Origin of the sequence: Bradyrhizobium sp. 482_C4_N1_8 (assembly GCF_052075965.1) — a bacterium.
GTDB classification, from domain to species: domain Bacteria; phylum Pseudomonadota; class Alphaproteobacteria; order Rhizobiales; family Xanthobacteraceae; genus Bradyrhizobium; species Bradyrhizobium barranii.
On the sequence record NZ_CP197231.1, the window covers coordinates 881014 to 900163 of the forward strand.

The window sequence follows — 19150 nt, forward strand, 5'->3', positions numbered from 1 at the left end:
TTGCGGAAAATCAGCCTGCCACGTCGCGCAGATCTGGCAGCAGCGGCGTGGTCGGATTGACCGGCACGTTCCAGATTTCCTCGGCATATTCGCGGATGGTGCGGTCCGAGGAGAACCAGGCCATGCGCGCGACATTGAGAATGGAGGCGCGCGTCCAGGCCGGCGCCACCTGCCAGCGTGCGTCGACGCTGCGCTGCGCTTCGTAATAGGAATCGAAATCGGCGCTGACCATGTAGTGGTCGAGATAGCGCAGCGCGTGCGCGATCGATTCGAAGCGGCCGGGATCGCCGGGCGAGAACTCGCCGGTGCCGATCGCATTGATGGCGCGCTGGAGCTTTGGCGAATTGCGGATCACGTCGGAGGCATCCAGCCCCTGCTTGCGGCGGATCATCACGTCGCCGGCCTCCATGCCGAAGATCGCGATATTCTCCGCGCCGACATGGTCGCGGATCTCGATGTTGGCGCCGTCGAGCGTGCCGATGGTGAGCGCGCCGTTCAGCGACAGCTTCATGTTGCCGGTGCCGGAGGCCTCCATGCCGGCGGTCGAGATCTGCTCGGACAAATCGGCCGCGGGAATGATCACCTCCGCAAGGCTGACATTGTAGTCGGGCAGGAAGACGACCTTGAGCTTGCCGCCGATCGCGGGATCGTTGTTGACGACGTCCGCGACGTCGTTGACCAGCTTGATGATCAATTTTGCGTAGCGATAGCTCGCCGCCGCCTTGCCGGCGAAGATCTTCACCCGCGGCACCCAGTTGCCGTTGGGATCGTCCTTCATCGCCTGGTACAGCGCCACCGTCTCGATGATGTTGAGGAGCTGGCGCTTGTATTCGTGAATGCGCTTGATCTGCACGTCGAACAGCGCGGTCGGATCGACCTTGATGCCGAGCCGCTCGCCGATCAGGCGCGCCAGCGCGGTCTTGTTGTGAAGCTTGACGCTGCGGAATTTCTTCTGGAATTCGACGTCGCTGGCGCGGGCTTCGATCAGGCTGAGCTGGGTTGGATCGTCGAGCACGACTTCGCCACAGGTCTCGCGCAGCAGGTCGGTCAGCTTCGGATTCGCCAACATCAGCCAGCGGCGGAAGGTGATGCCGTTCGTCTTGTTGGTGATGCGGCCGGGATAGAGATGGTTGAGATCGTGGAACACGGTCTCGCGCATCAGGTCCGAATGCATCGCCGAAACGCCGTTGATGCGGTGCGAGCCGACGAAGGCGAGCTGGCCCATGCGCACGCGGCGTCCGCTCCTCTCGTCGATCAGCGAAACCGAGGCCCGGAAATCGATGTCGCCGGGCGCGCGCGCTTCGGCCAGCGCGAGATGCTGCACGTTGATGCGGTAGATGATCTCGAGATGGCGCGGCAACAGCTGCTCGAACAGTTCGACCGGCCAGGTCTCCAGCGCCTCGGGCAACAGCGTGTGGTTGGTGTAGGACAGCGTCGCGACCGTGATCTTCCAGGCCTCGTCCCAGCGGAAATTGTGCAGGTCGACCAGGATGCGCATCAGCTCGGTGACGGCGAGGCTCGGATGCGTGTCGTTGAGCTGGACCGCGACCTTCATTGCGAGGCTGCGAAGCTGGCCGTCGGAGGTCAGGTGGCGATTGACCAGGTCCTGAAGCGAAGCGGAGACGAAGAAATACTCCTGGCGCAGCCGCAGCTCGCGTCCCGCCGGGCTCTCGTCGTTCGGATAGAGGAATTTGCAGATGGCTTCCGCGCGCGACTGCTCGGCGCTGGCGCTGACATAGTCGCCCTTGTTGAAGGCGTCGAGCTTCAACGGATCGGGCGAGCGTGCCGACCACAGGCGGAGCGCGTTGACGTGCTGGCCGCGCCAGCCGACGATCGGCGTGTCATAGGCGATCGCCTGCACGGTCTCGGCCGGATGCCAGATCGCGCGGTCGCGGCCCTTGTCGTCGACATGCTCGACGCCACCGCCGAAATGGACGTGATAGATCACCTCGGGCCGCTGCAATTCCCAGGGATTGCCGAAGCTCAGCCATTCGTCCGGATATTCCTGCTGCCAGCCCTGATTGATGATCTGGCGGAACAGGCCGTAATCGTAGCGGATGCCGTAGCCGATCGCGGGGATCGAGAGCGTGGCCATGCTCTCCATGAAGCAGGCGGCGAGCCGCCCCAGGCCGCCATTGCCGAGCGCGGCATCCGGCTCGCATTTGCGGAGCTCAGGCAGCGACACGCCGAGATCGCCGAGCGCGACCTCGAAGATCTTGAGCAGCCCCATGTTGTTCAGCGCGTCGGTGAAGAGACGGCCGATCAGGAATTCGAGCGAGAGATAATAGACGCGCTTGCGTCCCGCATCGTAGCTGTGCTTCTCGGCCGTGAGCCAGCGATGCACGATGCGGTCGCGCAGCGCGAGCGCTGCGGCCTGGTACCAGTCGTGCTTGGTGGCCATGCCCGCATCCTTGCCGATGGCAAGGCGCAGCTTCGCCAGGATCGCGCCCTTGACGTCAGCCAGCGCGAGCTCGTCGATGGGCTGGCCGGAGGCCGGAAAACTTGGCTGGAACGATTGATCTTGCAAGGCCGTCACTTCCTGGTCGCGAGAACACCACTAACTCTACGCGTCTTGCCCCTGCACCGGAACCATCCCTGGCGCGGCCGTGCACTGCGCTGGCGTAAATTTATGCAAGGAACGGGCCGATTTGGGAACCCGGAAGCGTACGGAGAGATGCGGATTCGGTGCTAGATTGAGGGCAGATTCAGCCATCAGTGTGGAGGAAACGTCCATGAGACTGCTGATCGAAATCGCCGCCGCGGCCTTCCTCGTCGTCTGCATCACCGCCTCCAGCGCCGCCTTTGCCGCCGGCAAGACGAGTCGCAGTGCCGACGGCATGAGCTGCGGCTTCAGCGTTCCGGAAAATGCGTCTCCCGCGGTGCGCTGCGCCGCCATCAAGCGCCAATGCGGTGGCAAGTTCTACGCGAATGCGTGCGGGGACAGGCTGGTGTCGGCAGCGAATTGAGGAGCGGGTCGCTGGATTCGCCGCGCGTGAAGGTGCTGCGCGCTATCTGACTACGCCCGACGTGAAGCCCGCCTTGCGGCGCGGCGGCTTGATTTCCTTTTTCAGGAAGCAGCGCGCTTCACGCCCGGTGTAGCCGGGACGGGCATAGGTGAAGGCGCGGCACTTGTTGTCGGCGATGCAGGCGGCCTTGCAGGCCTCTTCGCCTTCGCCGTCCTTGATCTCGAAATTGCGCAAGTCGCCGCCGGGGCGGTCGATCGACGTTTCAACGCCTTCGATCCGCGGCTCGATCACGCCGGCGCCACGCACACCGGAGATGCAGCAGCTGCCCGGGACACGCGGCGGCACCGTGTTCTTGAGCCAGCACACTGCCGAGCCGCCTTCGACGTCGGGATAGTTGAAGCTCCAGGAGCGGCAGCGGCGGTCACGCTCACACTGCAGCGCGCAATCCTCGGGGTCACCTGACGTCACCGGCGAGCTGAAATAGTCGCCGCCGGGCCGGTCGAACGCCGTCTGGGCGCGCGCAGGCGCGCTCGCAAACACGAGCGCAAGCAACGTGGCGCAGGCCACGACGCTTGCCATGACGGCCCCACGCAGGCGGCCCTTCCCCATTGGAACAGCTTTCGAGTTATTGACGGCGCTCAGGTTTTTTCAGCCGGTCATTTGATCGCCGCAAACCTGTATGGGCGATGAACGGCTCAGGTCCTGGTCGTCGGCCTCTGGCCTAGAACGCGTATTCCGCGTAGGCCGGTTCCACGGAGCCGTTCCAGGCGCCGTTGAACTTCTCCAGCATCTCCTCGGCCGGGGTCCGGCCGGAATCGATGATGCGATCGAGCGGCTCCAGATGCCGGGTTTCGTCGCGGCCGAGCTGGTCGATCCGGCCGCGGCGGCGCAGGCCGGCATGGGCCAGAACGAGGCATTCCTTGGCGATCTCGAACAGATAGCGGTCCTTGATCCGCGCCTTGAAGCCGAACCGCGGCACGTCGTCGCGCAGGGCCTGGCGCTCATGCGCGGTCCAGTGCTTCACGAGGTCCCAGGCGGCATCGAGCGACACATCGTCGTAGAGCAGCCCGGCCCAGAAAGCCGACAGCGCCGGCAGGCGGCCCCACGGGCCACCATCGGAGCCGCGCATCTCGAGATAGCGCTTGAGGCGCACCTCCGGGAAGATCGTCGAAAGATGATTGGCCCAGTCCGACAGCGTCGGGCGTTCACCGGGCAGATTGTTGTTGCGGCCGTCGAAGAAGGCGCGGAACGAGGAGCCCGAGACGTCGATGTAATCCTCGTCGCGCTTGACGAAATACATGGGCACGTCGAGCGCGTAGTCGACATAGCGCTCGAAACCCATGCCGTCCTCGAATGCCCACGGCATCATGCCCGAACGCGCATTGTCGGTGTCGCGCCAGATCTCGGAGCGGAACGACAGGAAGCCGTTCGGCTTGCCCTCGGTGAACGGCGAATTGGCAAACAGCGCGGTCGCGACCGGCTGCAGCGCGAGCGAGACGCGCAGCTTCTTGACCATGTCGGCTTCGGAGGAGAAGTCGAGATTGGTCTGCACCGTGCAGGTCCGGTACATCATGTCGAGGCCGTATTGGCCGACCTTCGGCATGTAATTGGTCATGATCTTGTAGCGGCCCTTGGGCATCACCGGGATGTCGGCGCGCGACCAGGACGGCGTCATGCCGAGCCCGAGGAAGCCGATGCCGAGCGGGGTCGCGATCTCGCGCACCTGCGCCAGATGCGCCATCAGCTCGCTCTGGGTCTGATGCACGTTCTCGACCGGCGCGCCGGAGAGCTCGAACTGTCCGCCGGGCTCGAGCGAGATGGCGCCGCCGCCGGTGACGTCGTAGAGGCCGATGATGTTGCCCTTCTCCATGATCGGCTCCCAGCCGAGCAGGAGCTTCATGCCTTCGAGCAGCGCGCCGATGCCCCGCGCACCCTCGTAAGGCACCGGACGGTGGCCTTCGAGCGTGAACGGCGTCTTCTCGTGCTCGGTGCCCATGCGGAATTCGGACGGGTCCTTGCAGCCGGCCTCGAACCACGCGACGAGCTCGTCGCGCGACTGCAGCGGCGTCATATCGATCTGGTCTCGCGCCATATCAAACTCTAATCAAAAAGGGCGCTTCGATCGAAGGCGCGCGGGTGACGGGGTGGTCCGCGAACCCAGGGGGTGCACGGACGAGCTGGTGTGCCGCACGATCATCGCGACGGCGTGGTTTCGTTGACGTGGATGGGCGGCAGTTTCATCTCGCCGCACGAGCAGCCGAGACGGTCGAGCAGACCGCTGAGCTTGACGGCATCCGCATCGGACAGTTTCGAGCCGACATACTTTTCGATCGCGGCCGAATAGGCGCCCCACATCCGCTTCTGCAACTCGCGGCCGGCTTCCGTGATCTCCACGAACTGGCCGCGCTTGTCGATCTTGCATTCGCGCCGGGAGGCGAGCCCCTCGTCGACCAGGCGATCGATCAGGCGCGAAGTGGAGTATTGCGGGATCAGCATTTGCCGCTCGAGTTCCACCGGCCGCAGCTCTCCCGAGGGCGCTCGCGACAATTCGAGCAGCGCGTCGTACCAGGCCAGCGGCGGGAACCCCGCCTTCTTCAAGTCCTGCTCGACGCAATCGAGCACGCGGCTCTGCACCCGCATCAGGCGGATCCAGGCCGAAGTTGCCTCGGTCGATGGTTTGCGTTTCATGGTCCCGCTCAAGCTCGTCGTCCCGTCTCTTACCTCACTCAATGCACCTGCATCAATCTTGACTATTGGATGCAAATGCATGTAGGCGTTCCTTCGCCCCAACCAAGCGTCAAGAGAAAGAAATTCCATGAAACTCTATTACTCGCCCGGCGCCTGCTCCCTGTCCCCCCACATCGCGCTCCTGGAAGCCGGCCTGCCCTATGAGCTGGTCAAGGTCGATATCCGGGCCAAGAAGCTCGAAAATGGTGAGGATTATCTGAAGCTGAACCCGAAGGGCCAGGTCCCTGCGCTGGGCCTCGACAGCGGCGAGATCGTGACCGAAGGCCCGGTCATTGTCCAGATGATCGCCGACCAGGCTTCGGCCAAGGCGCTGGCGCCAGCTCACGGCAGCTCCGAGCGCTACAAGCTGCTCGAATGGCTGAACTTCCTCACCTCGGAGGTGCACAAGAGCTTCGGACCGCTGTTCGCGCCGGCGCTGAACGACGAGGCCAAGGCCTTCTTCAGGGATCGCGTCATGGGCAAGCTGACATACATCGACAGCCAGCTCGCCGGCCGCGACTACCTCATGGGAAAGCAGTTCACGGTGGCCGACGGCTATCTCTTCACGATGCTGACCTGGGGCGATCGGATGGAGTTCGACCTCTCGGCCATGCCGAACCTGACCGCCTACAAGGCTCGCGTTGCGGCGCGGCCGCAGGTCCAAGAGGCGCTGAAGAAGGAAGGCCTTGCGCAGGCGAAGTAAGCGCATCGCAAGATGCAACAATCGAAAGGCCGGATCGACGATCCGGCCTTTTTCTTTGTGAACCATTCGATCGGCGGCCACGTCGAAATCGCGGAGCACCTCCATGGGACAGCCGCCGCCATGAACATGATCGTCCTTATGACCGCCGCGGGCGCGCCGCTCGCGATGCTTGGCTTGTCGACGCCGGACCTGCCGCAGCGCAATTGCATCTTCATGATCCATCCGCAGGTCACCTCGGCCGTGTTCGAGAGCAAGGAAGGAAAAATCGTCTTTCCCGATCGGCCGACCGAATATCCGTGTAGCTATGCCAGGAAGAAGGGCGGAACGGACATCGCCTTCACCAACCAGAATGGCTGGCGCTTCGAGGTTCGCATTGGCCGCGGCGATGAAGGCAGCTGGAGAGCGAGTCTTGCCGACGATGCGGTCTCGGGCCGGGCGTTCTCGCCGCTCGGAGACCGCAAATAAAACGGGCCGGATCGTCGATCCGGCCCGTTTTATTTGCCCTGGGGCGGGCTGGGCGCGAACCCATCTCGCCGGATCATCGTACCTATCATTAGACTTATGAACTACTGTTCGCCGAATGTAAGTAGTGCTGTCTTGTCAGTACCCGTAAAGCGCGCGAGCTTGGCGGAATTGTTAGAGGATTATTTCATCGGAGCCGAACTTGACGATTGCCTTGGTCCTGATCGTCGCAAGTGCATTGGTGGGAATAGCGACAGGTTATGTTTTCAGGATCTGGGCGCTGATATTGATTGCGCCGGCGATCGCAGTTTTCTCGGCAATCATTCTTCGCGCTTACGGATTCGGCATGATGGCGGGTGTGACCGTCATCGCCATCTGTCTTGCCGTCTGCCAGCTCGCCTACTTCGCGGCGGCCTACCTGCTGCACGCGCGGGCGGTCTCAGCCCATGACGAAGTCGACGGCGAGCCAGGCGAGGGAAGCCAGCATAAAATCCGCCGCCAGCACAAGTAACGCCAAAGCGGCCCAAAGCATCGGCCCCTTGCGGCGCAGGCGCGCCGGCTTCTGTTGCGGCGAGAGGCGGCCAGTTGTGGGTCCAACAGCATATTTCGCGGTGAGATCGCGACCGAGCGCGGTCTTCCGCAGCACCAAAGAGTTCATCAAGGATACTTTCTTATTTTGTCTTCAACCTGCCGATGGCTCGGCAAGTGTCCCAACCGGATTCGGAACCCTGACCCGGAGCAAGACTAGTGCCAGGGCCGAGCAAAAGAACGGCGCCGCTTCGACACGCCTATGACAATTGCGCGACACCACGGCAGCGGGGGACTCTGACACGGGTCCTACGCGAATTCTGTGATTGGTTCCACAAGCCGGGAACAAATCTGACGCAACCGTGATGACGTCTCCCCAAACAAAAAGGCCGGATCGACGATCCGGCCTTTCTTCTCAAATGATCTTGGGTGGTCAGGCTGCAGCCTTCTTCGGCGCGAATCGGCCGTAGAAGGTTTCTCCCTTCGCGGCCATCTCCTCGAGAAGCTTCGGCGGGGTGAAGCGCGAGCCGTACTTCGCCTCCAGCGTGTGGCAGAGCTCGACAAATTTCTTCGTGCCCATGAAGTCGATGTAGGACAGCGTGCCGCCGGTGAACGGCGCGAAGCCGAAGCCGAGGATCGAGCCGACATCCGCCTCGCGCGGGTCGGTGATGACGTGGTCCTCGACCGTGCGCGCGGCTTCCACCGCCTGCACCACCAGGAAGCGCTGCTTCAGCTCCTCGATGTCGAGCGTGTCGGGATCGAGCTGCTTCGGCTGCAGCGCCGAGAGGCCCGGCCACAGGCTCTTCTGGCCCTTGCCCTTCTCGGGGTAGTCGTAGAAGCCCTTGCTGTTCTTGCGGCCGAGACGGCCCTGCTTCTCGACCATCTCCACCATCAGCTTCTTCTGATCGGGGTTGATGGCGTTCGGGCCGAGATCGGCTTCCGTCGCCTTCATGATCTTGAGCCCGAGGTCGAGTGCGACTTCGTCCGAGAGCGAGAGCGGACCGACCGGCATGCCGGCCATCTTGGCGCAGTTCTCGATCATCGCCGGCGGCACGCCTTCGAGGAACATCTCGTTGCCTTCGGCGACGTAGCGGCCGACGCAGCGATTGGCGAAGAAGCCGCGGCTGTCGTTGACGACGATCGGCGTCTTGCCGATCTGCCGGACGTAATCGAGCGCGGTCGCGAGCGCGAGGTCGCCGGTGTTCTTGCCCTTGATGATCTCGACCAGCATCATCTTCTCGACCGGCGAGAAGAAGTGGATGCCGACGAATTTGCCCTGGTCCTTGAAGCCCTCGGCCAGCGAGGTGATCGGCAGCGTCGAGGTGTTCGACGCGAAGATCACGTCCGGCTTCATATGCTCCTGCGCCTTCGCGAAGGTATCAGCCTTGACCTTGCGATCCTCGAACACGGCCTCGATGACGAGGTCGACGTCCTTGAGTGCAGCATAATCGGCAGTCGGCGTAATGCGCGCGAGCAGCGCGTCGGCGTCACCGGGCTTGGCGCGGCCCTTCTTGATCTGCTCCTCGATCACCTTCTGAGCATGCGCCTTGCCCTTGTCGGCACTCTCCTGGTCGCGGTCGATCAGGACGACGTCGAGACCGGCGCGGGCCGAGACGTAGCCGACGCTCGCACCCATGAAGCCGGCGCCGATCACCGCGATCTTCTTCACCTTGGTCGGGGCTACGTCCTTCGGGCGGCGCGCGCCCTTGTTCAGCTCCTGCATCGACAGGAACAGGCTGCGGATCATCGCGGCTGCTTCCTTCGAACGCAGCACCGAGGTGAAGTAGCGCGACTCGACGCGCAGCGCGGCGTCGATCGGCAACTGCAGGCCTTCATAGACGCAGCTCATGATCGCGCGCGCGGCCGGATAATTGTCGTAGGTCTCCCGGCGATAGATCGCGTTGCCAGCCGGGAACATCATCATGCCGGCCTTGGAGAACACCGGACCGCCCGGCAGCTTGAAGCCCTTCTCGTCCCAGGGCGCGACCGCCTTGCCGCCACCCTTGATCCAGTCCTTCGCCGCCTTGACGAGGTCGCCTGCGGGAACGATGGCGTGAATCAGATTAAGCGCCTTGGCCTTCTCGACCGTGACCGGATCGCCCTTGAGCAGGATCGTCATCGCGTCCTGCGGCGGCACCAGGCGCGGCACGCGCTGCGTGCCGCCGGCGCCGGGGAACAGGCCGACCTTGACCTCGGGCAGGCCGAGGCGCGTCTTGGGATTTTCCGCCGCGACGCGGTAGTGGCAGCACAGCGTGATCTCGAAACCGCCGCCGAGCGCGAGGCCGTTGATCGCGGCCGCCCACGGCTTGCCGGAGGTCTCGATCGAACGCAGCACCTGCGAGAAGCGCCGGCTCTGGTCGAACAGCATCTGGTTTGCGGCGGTCTCGTCCTGCTCCTTCAAGACCTTGGCGTAGGCCTGGTTCATGCCCTCGAGCATCGACAGGTCGGCGCCGGCGCAGAACGCCTCCTTGGCGGAGGTGATGACGACGCCCTTCACGGCGGCGTCGGCCGTGGTTTCCTTGACGATCGCATCGAGCTCGCTGGTCGAGGTCTCGTCGAGCACGTTCATCGAACGGCCCGGGATGTCCCAGGTGACGAGCGCGATGCCGTCGGAATCGGTCTCAACCCTAAAGTTCTTGTAAGCCATGTTGGTTGCTCCTCGGTGCCGCAGCCGATCTCAGGCGCGGCGGTTGACTTGAGATCTCGTAGGATGGGCAAAGGCGCTCTTGCGCCGTGCCCACCATCCTTCGCGGAGACAGCAATGGTGGGCACGCTTCGCTTTGCCCACCCTACGGCAGCTCGTTAGACGCGCTCGATGATGGTCGCGGTGCCCATGCCGCCGCCGATGCACAGCGTCACCAAGGCGGTCGCCTTGTTGGTGCGCTCGAGCTCGTCGAGCACGGTGCCCAAAATCATCGCGCCGGTGGCGCCAAGCGGATGGCCGAGTGCGATCGCGCCGCCATTGACGTTGATCTTGGCGTTGTCGATGTCGAAGGCCTGGATGTAGCGCAGCACGACGGAGGCGAAGGCTTCGTTGAGCTCGAACAGGTCGATGTCCGACTTCTTCATGCCCGAACGCGCGAACAGCTTCTCGGTGACGTCGACCGGACCGGTCAGCATCATCGCCGGCTCGGAGCCGACATTGGCGAAGGCGCGGATCTTTGCGCGCGGCTTCAGGCCGTACTTGCTACCCGCTTCCTTGCTGCCGAGCAGCACGGCGCCGGCGCCGTCGACGATACCCGACGAGTTGCCGGCGTGGTGCACGTAGTTCACGCGCTCGATTTCCGGGTGCGACTGCACCGCGACGCCGTCAAAGCCGCCCATCTGCGCCATCATCGTGAACGACGGCTGAAGCTGTGCCAGCGACTGCATCGTCGTCGAGGGCCGCATGTGCTCGTCCTTGGCGAGGATGGTGAGGCCGTTGATGTCCTTCACGGGCACGATGGACCTGTTGAACCGGCCCTCGTCCCAGGCCTTGCCGGCGCGCTGCTGGCTCTGCACGGCATAGGCGTCGACGTCGTCGCGCGAGAAGCCGTACTTCGTGGCGATCAGATCGGCCGAGACGCCCTGCGGCATGAAGTAGGCCGGCACCGCCATCGACGGGTCCATCGGCCAGGCGCCACCGGAGGCGCCGATGCCGACGCGGCTCATGGATTCGGCGCCGCCACCGATCACCAGCTCATGCTGGCCGCTCATCACCTGGGCTGCGGCAAAATTCACGGCGTCGAGGCCGGAAGCACAGAAGCGGCTGATCTGCACGCCGGGCACGGCTTCGCCTAGGCCGGCCTTGAGCGCGGCGAAGCGCGCGATATCGCTGCCGGCTTCGCCGACGGGGTCGACCACGCCGAGCACGACGTCGTCGACGGAATCTTCCGGCAAGTTGTTGCGGTCCTTCAGCGCCTTCAGCGGCACGGTGGCGAGCGCGAGCGCCGTCACCTCGTGCAGCGCGCCGTCTGCCTTGCCGCGGCCGCGCGGGGTTCGGACGTGGTCGTAAATATAGGCATCTGCCATGGGAGCCTCCTGATTGCAGTTATTGGTTACGACCGCGGCGCGGTCGGATCATTGGCGAAGCGGGAAGCCTCAGAAAGCTTCCGCCGGCAGTTCCATGATGGTGGCGCAGCCGGCCTGGATGCGCGCGAGATTGGCGGCGGTCTCCGGCAGCATGCGCTCCATGAAGAAGCGGCCGGTGACGAGCTTGGTCGAGAGATAGGGCGTCGCTCCGCTCGCGGCAATCTTCGCCTGCGTCACCTTGGCCATCTTCGCCCACATGTAGCCGAGCGCGACGAAGCCGAAGAGATGCAGGTAATCGGTTGCGGCAGCGCCCGCATTGTCCGGCTTCGCCATCGCGTTCTGCATCAGCCAGGTCGTGGCCTGCTGGAGATGGCCGAGCGAGGCCGAGAGCGGGGTGATGAATGGCTTGAGCGCCTCGTCGCCGCCGTTCTCCTTGGCGAAGGCCATGACCTCGCCGAAGAAGGCCATGATGGCGCGGCCGCCGTCGCGCGGCAGCTTGCGGCCGACGAGGTCGAGCGCCTGGATGCCGTTGGCGCCTTCATAGATCATGGCGATGCGGGCATCGCGCACGAACTGCTCCATGCCCTGCTCGGCAATGTAGCCGTGGCCGCCATACATCTGCTGCGCCTGCACCGCGTTGGCAAAGCCGTAATCGGTGAGGAAGCCCTTCAGCACGGGCGTCATCAGGCCCATGTGGTCGTCGGCGGCCTGGCGGTCCTTGGGATCTTCGGAGCGATGGGCGACGTCGCTCTTCAGCGCGGTCCACATCACGAAGGCGCGCGCCGCCTCGTTGAAGGCGCGGATCGAGAGCAGCGTGCGGCGCACGTCGGGATGCACGATGATCGGGTCGGCCTGCTTGTCCGGCGCCTTCACGCCGGTCAGCGAGCGGCCCTGGATGCGCTCGCGGGCATAGGCGACCGCGTTCTGATAGGCGACCTCGGACTGCGCGAGACCCTGAACGGCGACGCCGAGGCGGGCCTCGTTCATCATCACGAACATGCCCTGCATGCCCTTGTTCTCTTCGCCGATCAGCCAGCCGGTGGCGCTGTCGTAGTTCATCACGCAGGTGGAATTGCCGTGAATGCCCATCTTGTGCTCGATCGAGCCGCACACCACGCCGTTGCGTGCGCCGACCGAACCATCGGCATTGACCATGAATTTCGGCACCACGAACAGCGACACGCCCTTGATGCCGGCCGGTGCGCCCTCGATGCGGGCGAGCACGAGGTGGATGATGTTGGGGGCGAGGTCATGCTCACCGGCCGAGATGAAGATCTTCGTGCCCGTGATCTTGAAGCTGCCGTCGGGCTGGCGGACCGCCTTGGTGCGGAGCATGCCGAGATCGGTGCCGCAATGCGGCTCGGTCAGGTTCATGGTGCCGGTCCACTCGCCCGCCACCATCTTCGGCACGTAGGTCTGCTTCTGCTCAGGCGAGCCGTGCACGATCAGCGCCGCGGTCGCGCCCATGGTGAGGCCGCCATACATCGAGAACGCCATGTTGGCGGAGATCTGGAATTCGTTGACCGCCTGGCTCAGCGTCACCGGCAGACCCTGGCCGCCGAACTCGGTCGGCGCCGACAGGCCAAGCCAACCGCCCTCTGCCACTTGCTTGAAGGCGTCCTTGAAGCCCTTCGGCGTGGTGACGCTGCCGTCATCGGCGCGCTTGCAGCCTTCGAGATCGCCCACACGATTCAGCGGCTGCAGCACCTCTTCGGCGAGCTTGGCGGCTTCGCCGAGAATGGCTTCGCGCACGTCGCTCGACGCGTCGGAGAAGCCGGCGAGATTGTCGTAGCGATCGATCTGGAAGACGTCGTTGAGCAGGAAGTTCACGTCTTCGACGGGGGCTTTGTAGATCGGCATGATGGTCTCCCGGCAGGCGGTCTGAAGTGATGATGTTGACTTATGATTGAGCGGCGGCCAACTGCTCCGCCATCAGGCGGTGCAGCATGTTGATCGCCTTGAGCGGACGCACCATCACCTTGAAATTGGTGATGCGTCCCTCGGCATCGAAGGTGATGATGTCGACACCGTTGATCTCGATGCCGTCGATGACATTCTTGAATTCGAGCACCGCGCCATTGGCGCTTTTCCACTCGCCGACATAGGTGAAGCCGGGACCGCCGAGCACCTTCTCGGCACTGGCGAGATATTTGAAGGTGATGTCGCGTCCACGCTGCGGCGAATGCACCACGGGGCTTTCGAACACGGCGTCAGGATGGAGCAGGTCCCAGAGCGCGGCGCGGTCGTGGGACTTCATAAAGGCGTACCAGGAATCGAGGCCGGTCATTCTCAGGTGCCTCCCTTAGTCAAAGGCCTTCTTGATCAAAGGCCTTGGCAAAAACGCGAAAACAACCCCATGCACAGTAGCGCGATGGCCGATAAGGGCGGGTCTGAAGCCCGCCTCATATGCACATTGACGCATATGCACCGATGCGCATAAAGTCAAGTCAATTGGTCGGGACCTCGAAATGGAGCTGGTGCCATGGCGCTCGGCGACGCAATCCTCGCATGCCTGACGGAACGTCCGATGACGGGCTACGAGCTCGCCAAGACATTCGATTCCTCGATCGGCTTCTTCTGGAAAGCCGACCACCAGCAAATCTACCGCGAGCTCTCGAAGCTGCGCGACCGCGGCTACATCCAGGGCCGCGAGGTCGTGCAATCGGGCAAGCCCAACAAACTGATTTATACGCTGACTCCCGAGGGCCGAACAGCGCTGCGGCACTGGGCCGCGCGGCCGAGCACACCGCCCTCGATCAAGGACGACCTGCTGGTGCGGCTGCACGCGCTCGACAGCATCGACATCGAGCCCATGCGCACCGATCTGATGGCCCGGCTGGAGCACCACCGCGACCGGCACGAGAATTACGAGCGGATCCTCAAGAAGCGATTTCCCGAGGGCTCGGCGTCGGGCGTGCTCGACCTCGGCAATCTGCTGCTGCTTCAGCTCGGTGCCCGCCACGAGCAGATGGTGGCCGATTTCTGCGAAGAGGCGCTCCAGGCGCTATCGGCGATGAGCGGCAAGGGCGCGGTCGTGCCGCTGGAGGACGGCAAGCGCGAGGGGAAAGGCTAGCTCTTCAGCGCCCTTAGTACTTCGTGACAACAGGCCTATCCCAGTTGAACCGGACATTGACGCCGGCGCGGACGATGTCGTCCGTCAGCCTGACGTCGCGCGTGACGGCGCCGCTGATCGGCGGATCGACATATCGTTTGCTGCCAAAATCGACGTGCACATATTCGAGCTTGAGGGTCACGGCGCCCCAGGTATCGACATAGGCCGCCCATTCACCACCGAGCCCGGCCGCCAGGCCGGTGCGGGTATGGGAGCTGGTGACCTGCACCACTTGGTTGGACACGGTGACCTCGGTACCGGCGAAGGCGATACCGGCCGTGCCATAGATCAGAAACTGATCGAGCGCGTAACCGACACGGCCGCGGAACATATCGATCCATTTTTCCCGCGTGCCGCTCGTCACCCCGACGTTGAAGGGCGGCAGATCCTGCACCTTGCCGTGCTGGTTGGTCCATGACGCGTCGTTCTCGAAGCCGAGCACGGTCTTTTCGATCTGGAAATCGCAGCCGAAGACGCCGCCCGCGACGGCAGCACCGCTGAGATTGAAAGTCCCTGTGATCGTTGGCCCGGAGTCGTCGCCGGCGCGCCGGACATGCTCGCTCTTGCCCCAGTTGCCGCCGCCCTGGATGCCGACATAGCAGCTGGTCCAATTGTATCCCGCGGGCGCCGGTGCCTTCACCGCAGGCGCTGCCGCCGGGGCATCGGCGGCAACAGCATGCGATGCCAGTCCGGCCGCCATCGCGGCCACGAGCAACCTTTTCATGTCAGCCAACAATCCAGTCAGGCAAGAACCCGCCCGTGGATCGGGCCGCTCTCTATCCATTGAGACGTGCGGACCGGGCGCGTGGCGAAATCTTTGTCGGGACGCAGCTTTGGGGCGGGGCCAGCGGCGGCAATCGGGTTCCCGGCGCCCAACTTTAAGACACCGGCAACGCGTTCCTTAACCCGTTATTTACCGTAACAGGAAAAAGTCGGTTTTCGAGGCAGACGACCCGCGCCAAATCCGATTGTCTTCACAACCGGCACGCGTGGGGAGGCTGGAGGCGCCGGGTGGGGCGCCGGAGTCGGAACCGGACAGAGTCATGAATTCGCGCGTATCGTGGAGTGTTGACGGCATCGATCCATCCGTCAGGGAGCGGGCCGAAGCTGCTGCGCGTCGTGCCGGCATGTCACTCAACGATTGGCTGAACTCCACGCTCGGCGAGACGGCCCCGCCGAATTTTCGCGGACCTTACGATCAACGCCAAGAACAACGTCAAGACCAGCGTCAAGAGCAGCGCCAGGATCAGCGCCCGCAACAGATGCCGAGCCAGGAGAGCCGCGACGTCGCCGATATCCACCAGCGGCTCGACGCGATCACCCAGCAGATCGAACGGATTTCAAAGCCCGCGCCGCGCCAAGATGCTTCACGACAGGACGCGTCGCGACCAGACGTCTCGCGCGAGCAGGGCGTCGCGCGCCAGCTCAACGACGCGATCTCGCGGCTCGATGCGCGGCTGTCGCAAATCTCAAAGCCGCAGCAGCCTCAGCGGCCGGCACCGGCTCCGGCACCCGTCGAGACGCGCCAGCGCCAGGCCGATATGGTCGAGCGCGCGGCCGCACAGGTCTATCGCAATTCACCTCCCTTGAGCCCCGCGTCGTTCGACGTTGCCGTCGCCGAGATCACGGCACGGCAGAGCGAGCTCGACGGCTTTACGCCGCGGCAGATGCCGCCACGCGCCGCGCCCTCGATTGCACCGACGGCAGCTCCTTTCGCGCCCCCGATGGCGCCGCCCGCGCCTGCCTATGCGCCGCCGCCCCCGCAGCCGGGGCCGGATTTTTCGTCGCTCGAGCGCCATCTGCTCAAGATCACGAGCCAGATCGAGTCGCTTCAGCGCCCTGACAACACCGAGCAGGCGATCAACGCTTTCCGCAGCGAGCTTGCCGAGATCCGCCACGCCATCACCGAGGCGATGCCGCGCCGCGCGATCGAATCTATCGAGAATGAGATCCGCTCGCTGCACCGTCGCATCGACGAGACCCGCTCGTCCGGGACGGACGGCCAGGTCCTGTCGGGCATCGAGCACGCGTTGTCCGAGATCAAGCAGGTGCTGCGCACGCTGACGCCGGCCGAGCAGCTCACCGGCTATGACGAGGCGATCCGCAACCTCGGCGCCAAGCTCGATCTGATCCTGCGCGCCAATGACGACCCGTCGACGGTGCGCCAGCTCGAAGGCGCGATCTCGGCGCTGCGCGGCATCGTCTCCAACGTCGCCTCCAACGAAGCCCTGGCGCGTCTTTCTGATGACGTGCAGCTGCTGTCCTCCAAGGTCGACCAGGTCACCCGCTCGTCCGGCCCCAGCGACAGCTTTGCGGTACTGGAGCAGCGCATCGCGGCCCTCACCGCCGCGCTGGAAACGCGCGAGCGGCCGCAGCCCACCGAGAGCAGCGAGCATCTCGAAGCCGCGATCCGCGCGCTGTCGGACCGTTTCGACCGCATGCAGGTCGGCAACGATTCCGCGTCGACCTTTGCGCATCTCGAACAGCGGGTCTCGTATCTGCTGGAGCGGATCGAGGCCGCCTCCGATCCGCGCAACGGCAATCTAAGCCGCGTCGAGGACGGGCTGCACGACATCCTGCGGCATCTGGAGCGGCAGCAGGCGACCTATTCCGCCCTCGCCGAAAGCCGCAATTCGGCGCCGTCTGCCGATCCCGGCATGGTCGATCTGGTCAAGCGCGAGCTCTCCGACATCCGCTTCAGCCAGGCCGAGACCAACCGCAGCACCCAGGATTCGCTCGAGGCCGTGCACAGCGCGCTCGGCCATGTCGTCGATCGCCTCTCGATGATCGAGGGTGATCTGCGCGCGGTGCGCACGGCGCCGCCGGCACCCGCACCGCAGCCGATGCCCAGTTCGACGTCCATGTCGATGCCAATGGCCGCGCCCATGGAGCCCCCGCCTGTCGCGCGCGAGCCGTGGCAGCAGCCACAGCAGCAGCCGAAATACGATCCGAAGCCAGAGCTGCAGAACCCGGCCGCCGCGCAACAGCCGCCACAGGGCGCCTTCGTCGCCGCGCCGCGCGAATTCCATGCCGCCGCACCGGCCGCGCCGCCGCCGGTGCCAACCGCACCGCCCGTTCCGCCGCGTGCGATCAGCGAGATCCTCGAGCCGCACACGGCGCCCGCGCGCGCCGCGCTCGCACCGGAATTGCCGCCGGACCATCCGCTCGAGCCGGGCACACGGCCGGGCGGCCGCGTCGCCACGCCCTCGGAGCGCATTGCCGCGTCCGAAAGCGCGATCAGCGAAATCCCCGCCGCGCCGAAAGAGCCGGTGTCGTCGTCGAGCTTTATCGCGGCCGCACGCCGCGCCGCGCAGGCCGCCGCCGCGCAGCCGGAAAAGCCGGCCCGCGGTGCCAAGGCAAGTGCAAAGGCAGCTGCCAAGGCGGCCATCGCAGGCCGCGCCAAGGACACGGGCCAGGAAGGCGGCTCGACCATCACCTCGAAGATCCGCTCGCTGCTGGTCGGCGCCAGCGTGGTCGTGATCGTGCTCGGCACCTTCAAGATGGCGATGAATCTGCTCGATGGCGGCAGCCCGCCGCCGTCACCGCAGGCGATGGAGAATTCGTCGAGCGCGCCCGCGCCGCAGGCTCCGCCGCCGCCGGTCGAGACCAGGCCTGCCACGCCCGAGCAGGTCACGCCGTCGATGACCTCGCCGACGCCGATCGGGAAGCAGTCGCTGAATAATCCCGCGCCCGCTCCCGTGGCAGGGTCGGGCAGCTCGGCTTCGGTCGAAATCCCGCCGGTCCCCGCGACGCCACCACCGCCTGCGGCGAGCAACGACGTCACCGGCGCGCTGTCGGGCGCGAGCCGCGCGAGGCTCGGTATGATCCAGGTGCCGCCGAGCGAGAAGCTCCCTGACGGCATCGGCGGTCCGGTGCTGCGCACCGCCGCGATGAAGGGCGATGCGACCGCGGCCTACGAGATCGGCGTGCGCTTTGCCGAGGGCAAGGGCGTCGCTGCGAATTACGATGAAGCCGCCAAATGGTACGACCGCGCGGCGCAGGCCGGCGTGGTGCCCGCGACCTTCCGCCTCGGCACGCTCTATGAGAAGGGCCTCGGGGTGAAGAAGGACGCCGACATCGCCCGCCGCTACTACACGCAGGCCGCCGAGCGCGGGAACGCCAAGGCGATGCACAATCTCGCGGTGCTCGACGCCGATGGCGGCGGACGCGGCGCCAATTACAAGAGCGCGGCGCAGTGGTTCCGCAAGGCCGCCGATCGCGGCGTCGCCGACAGCCAGTTCAACCTCGGCATCCTCTATGCCCGCGGTATCGGCGTGGAGCAGAACCTCGCCGAATCCTACAAATGGTTCACTCTCGCAGCCGCCCAGGGTGACGCGGATGCGTCCGGCAAGCGCGACGACGTCGCCAAGCGGCTCGATCCGCAGTCGCTCGCCGCCGCCAAGCTCGCGATCCAGACTTTCAGCGCCGAGCCGCAGCCTGACGATGCCGTCAATGTTCCTGCCCCGAACGGCGGCTGGGACAGCGCGCCGCAGGCAAACGCAAAGCCCGCGCCGAAGCCGGTCGCGACCAAGCGCTCGGCCTCGGCGGCGCACTAAAGCGCACTCTCACTCCTCATGGTGAGGAGCGCGCCCTGGCGCGCGTAGCGGACGATGCTTCGCATCGCCGCGAGAACCATGCAGG

At 64.9% G+C, this 19150-nt stretch carries 15 protein-coding genes; 6 read left to right on the forward strand and 9 right to left on the reverse strand.

Annotated elements, in window-relative coordinates:
* Positions 1 to 10 precede the first annotated feature (10 nt).
* A complete protein-coding gene (locus AB7Z56_RS04120; RefSeq protein ID WP_231143816.1) occupies positions 11 to 2527 on the reverse strand; it encodes a glycogen/starch/alpha-glucan phosphorylase in 2517 nt (838 codons plus the stop codon).
* 205 nt (positions 2528 to 2732) lie between these two features.
* Here AB7Z56_RS04120 and AB7Z56_RS04125 point away from each other — a divergent pair, with 205 nt between their 5' ends.
* Entirely contained in the window at positions 2733 to 2966 is a 234-nt protein-coding gene (locus AB7Z56_RS04125) for a hypothetical protein (protein WP_063980747.1), read from the forward strand.
* A gap of 42 nt (positions 2967 to 3008) precedes the next feature.
* Here the strand turns inward: AB7Z56_RS04125 and AB7Z56_RS04130 are convergent, their stop codons facing one another.
* The 3 genes from AB7Z56_RS04130 to AB7Z56_RS04140 form a co-directional block, all read right to left on the reverse strand.
* On the reverse strand, positions 3009 to 3575 hold the full coding sequence (locus AB7Z56_RS04130; RefSeq protein ID WP_063980748.1) for a PAN domain-containing protein: 567 nt from the start codon (positions 3573 to 3575) through the stop codon (positions 3009 to 3011).
* Positions 3576 to 3687: 112 nt separating this feature from the next.
* Complete coding sequence (locus tag AB7Z56_RS04135; RefSeq protein ID WP_038933719.1) at positions 3688 to 5058, reverse strand: glutamate--cysteine ligase; 1371 nt, start codon at positions 5056 to 5058, stop codon at positions 3688 to 3690.
* A 101-nt stretch (positions 5059 to 5159) separates the two neighbouring features.
* Positions 5160 to 5654: a MarR family winged helix-turn-helix transcriptional regulator gene (locus AB7Z56_RS04140; RefSeq protein WP_038960026.1), complete on the reverse strand. Its 495-nt coding sequence runs from the start codon at positions 5652 to 5654 to the stop codon at positions 5160 to 5162.
* A gap of 127 nt (positions 5655 to 5781) precedes the next feature.
* On the opposite strand from AB7Z56_RS04140, the gene gstA reads away from it, so the two are divergent.
* The 3 genes from gstA to AB7Z56_RS04155 all read left to right on the forward strand — a co-directional run bounded on the left by gstA (position 5782) and on the right by AB7Z56_RS04155 (position 7369).
* Positions 5782 to 6396: a glutathione transferase GstA gene (gstA, locus tag AB7Z56_RS04145; RefSeq protein WP_063980749.1), complete on the forward strand. Its 615-nt coding sequence runs from the start codon at positions 5782 to 5784 to the stop codon at positions 6394 to 6396.
* A 120-nt stretch (positions 6397 to 6516) separates the two neighbouring features.
* Complete coding sequence (locus AB7Z56_RS04150) at positions 6517 to 6861, forward strand: hypothetical protein (RefSeq protein ID WP_207794619.1); 345 nt, start codon at positions 6517 to 6519, stop codon at positions 6859 to 6861.
* Between the two features lie 199 nt (positions 6862 to 7060).
* Positions 7061 to 7369, forward strand: coding sequence for a hypothetical protein (locus AB7Z56_RS04155; protein ID WP_063980751.1), 309 nt, complete (start codon positions 7061 to 7063; stop codon positions 7367 to 7369).
* A 450-nt stretch (positions 7370 to 7819) separates the two neighbouring features.
* Here the strand turns inward: AB7Z56_RS04155 and AB7Z56_RS04160 are convergent, their stop codons facing one another.
* From AB7Z56_RS04160 to AB7Z56_RS04175, 4 genes are all read right to left on the reverse strand, one after another.
* Positions 7820 to 10033, reverse strand: a complete 2214-nt coding sequence (locus AB7Z56_RS04160; RefSeq protein WP_063980752.1) for an FAD-dependent oxidoreductase — start codon at positions 10031 to 10033, stop codon at positions 7820 to 7822.
* A gap of 155 nt (positions 10034 to 10188) precedes the next feature.
* A complete protein-coding gene (locus tag AB7Z56_RS04165) occupies positions 10189 to 11397 on the reverse strand; it encodes an acetyl-CoA C-acetyltransferase (protein ID WP_231143818.1) in 1209 nt (402 codons plus the stop codon).
* 69 nt (positions 11398 to 11466) lie between these two features.
* Positions 11467 to 13257: an acyl-CoA dehydrogenase C-terminal domain-containing protein gene (locus AB7Z56_RS04170; RefSeq protein WP_063980753.1), complete on the reverse strand. Its 1791-nt coding sequence runs from the start codon at positions 13255 to 13257 to the stop codon at positions 11467 to 11469.
* Positions 13258 to 13297: 40 nt separating this feature from the next.
* On the reverse strand, positions 13298 to 13684 hold the full coding sequence (locus AB7Z56_RS04175) for a nuclear transport factor 2 family protein (protein ID WP_063980754.1): 387 nt from the start codon (positions 13682 to 13684) through the stop codon (positions 13298 to 13300).
* A 195-nt stretch (positions 13685 to 13879) separates the two neighbouring features.
* On the opposite strand from AB7Z56_RS04175, the gene AB7Z56_RS04180 reads away from it, so the two are divergent.
* Positions 13880 to 14470, forward strand: coding sequence for a PadR family transcriptional regulator (locus AB7Z56_RS04180; RefSeq protein ID WP_063980755.1), 591 nt, complete (start codon positions 13880 to 13882; stop codon positions 14468 to 14470).
* Between the two features lie 13 nt (positions 14471 to 14483).
* Here the strand turns inward: AB7Z56_RS04180 and AB7Z56_RS04185 are convergent, their stop codons facing one another.
* Positions 14484 to 15233, reverse strand: coding sequence for an outer membrane protein (locus AB7Z56_RS04185; RefSeq protein ID WP_063980756.1), 750 nt, complete (start codon positions 15231 to 15233; stop codon positions 14484 to 14486).
* A gap of 319 nt (positions 15234 to 15552) precedes the next feature.
* On the opposite strand from AB7Z56_RS04185, the gene AB7Z56_RS04190 reads away from it, so the two are divergent.
* On the forward strand, positions 15553 to 19065 hold the full coding sequence (locus tag AB7Z56_RS04190) for a tetratricopeptide repeat protein (RefSeq protein ID WP_231143819.1): 3513 nt from the start codon (positions 15553 to 15555) through the stop codon (positions 19063 to 19065).
* Positions 19066 to 19150: the final 85 nt, after the last annotated feature.

Excerpts from the sequence above, each read along its gene's own strand:
- AB7Z56_RS04180 (WP_063980755.1), top strand. The coding sequence starts at position 13,880 with ATGGCGCTCGGCGACGCAATCCTCGCATGCCTGACGGAACGTCCGATG.
- AB7Z56_RS04125 (WP_063980747.1), top strand. The coding sequence starts at position 2,733 with ATGAGACTGCTGATCGAAATCGCCGCCGCGGCCTTCCTCGTCGTCTGC.
- AB7Z56_RS04135 (WP_038933719.1), bottom strand. The coding sequence starts at position 5,058 with ATGGCGCGAGACCAGATCGATATGACGCCGCTGCAGTCGCGCGACGAG.
- AB7Z56_RS04170 (WP_063980753.1), bottom strand. The coding sequence starts at position 13,257 with ATGCCGATCTACAAAGCCCCCGTCGAAGACGTGAACTTCCTGCTCAAC.
- AB7Z56_RS04175 (WP_063980754.1), bottom strand. The coding sequence starts at position 13,684 with ATGACCGGCCTCGATTCCTGGTACGCCTTTATGAAGTCCCACGACCGC.
- AB7Z56_RS04190 (WP_231143819.1), top strand. The coding sequence starts at position 15,553 with ATGAATTCGCGCGTATCGTGGAGTGTTGACGGCATCGATCCATCCGTC.
- AB7Z56_RS04140 (WP_038960026.1), bottom strand. The coding sequence starts at position 5,654 with ATGAAACGCAAACCATCGACCGAGGCAACTTCGGCCTGGATCCGCCTG.
- gstA (WP_063980749.1), top strand. The coding sequence starts at position 5,782 with ATGAAACTCTATTACTCGCCCGGCGCCTGCTCCCTGTCCCCCCACATC.
- AB7Z56_RS04160 (WP_063980752.1), bottom strand. The coding sequence starts at position 10,033 with ATGGCTTACAAGAACTTTAGGGTTGAGACCGATTCCGACGGCATCGCG.
- AB7Z56_RS04150 (WP_207794619.1), top strand. The coding sequence starts at position 6,517 with ATGAACATGATCGTCCTTATGACCGCCGCGGGCGCGCCGCTCGCGATG.
- AB7Z56_RS04130 (WP_063980748.1), bottom strand. The coding sequence starts at position 3,575 with ATGGGGAAGGGCCGCCTGCGTGGGGCCGTCATGGCAAGCGTCGTGGCC.
- AB7Z56_RS04165 (WP_231143818.1), bottom strand. The coding sequence starts at position 11,397 with ATGGCAGATGCCTATATTTACGACCACGTCCGAACCCCGCGCGGCCGC.
- AB7Z56_RS04185 (WP_063980756.1), bottom strand. The coding sequence starts at position 15,233 with ATGAAAAGGTTGCTCGTGGCCGCGATGGCGGCCGGACTGGCATCGCAT.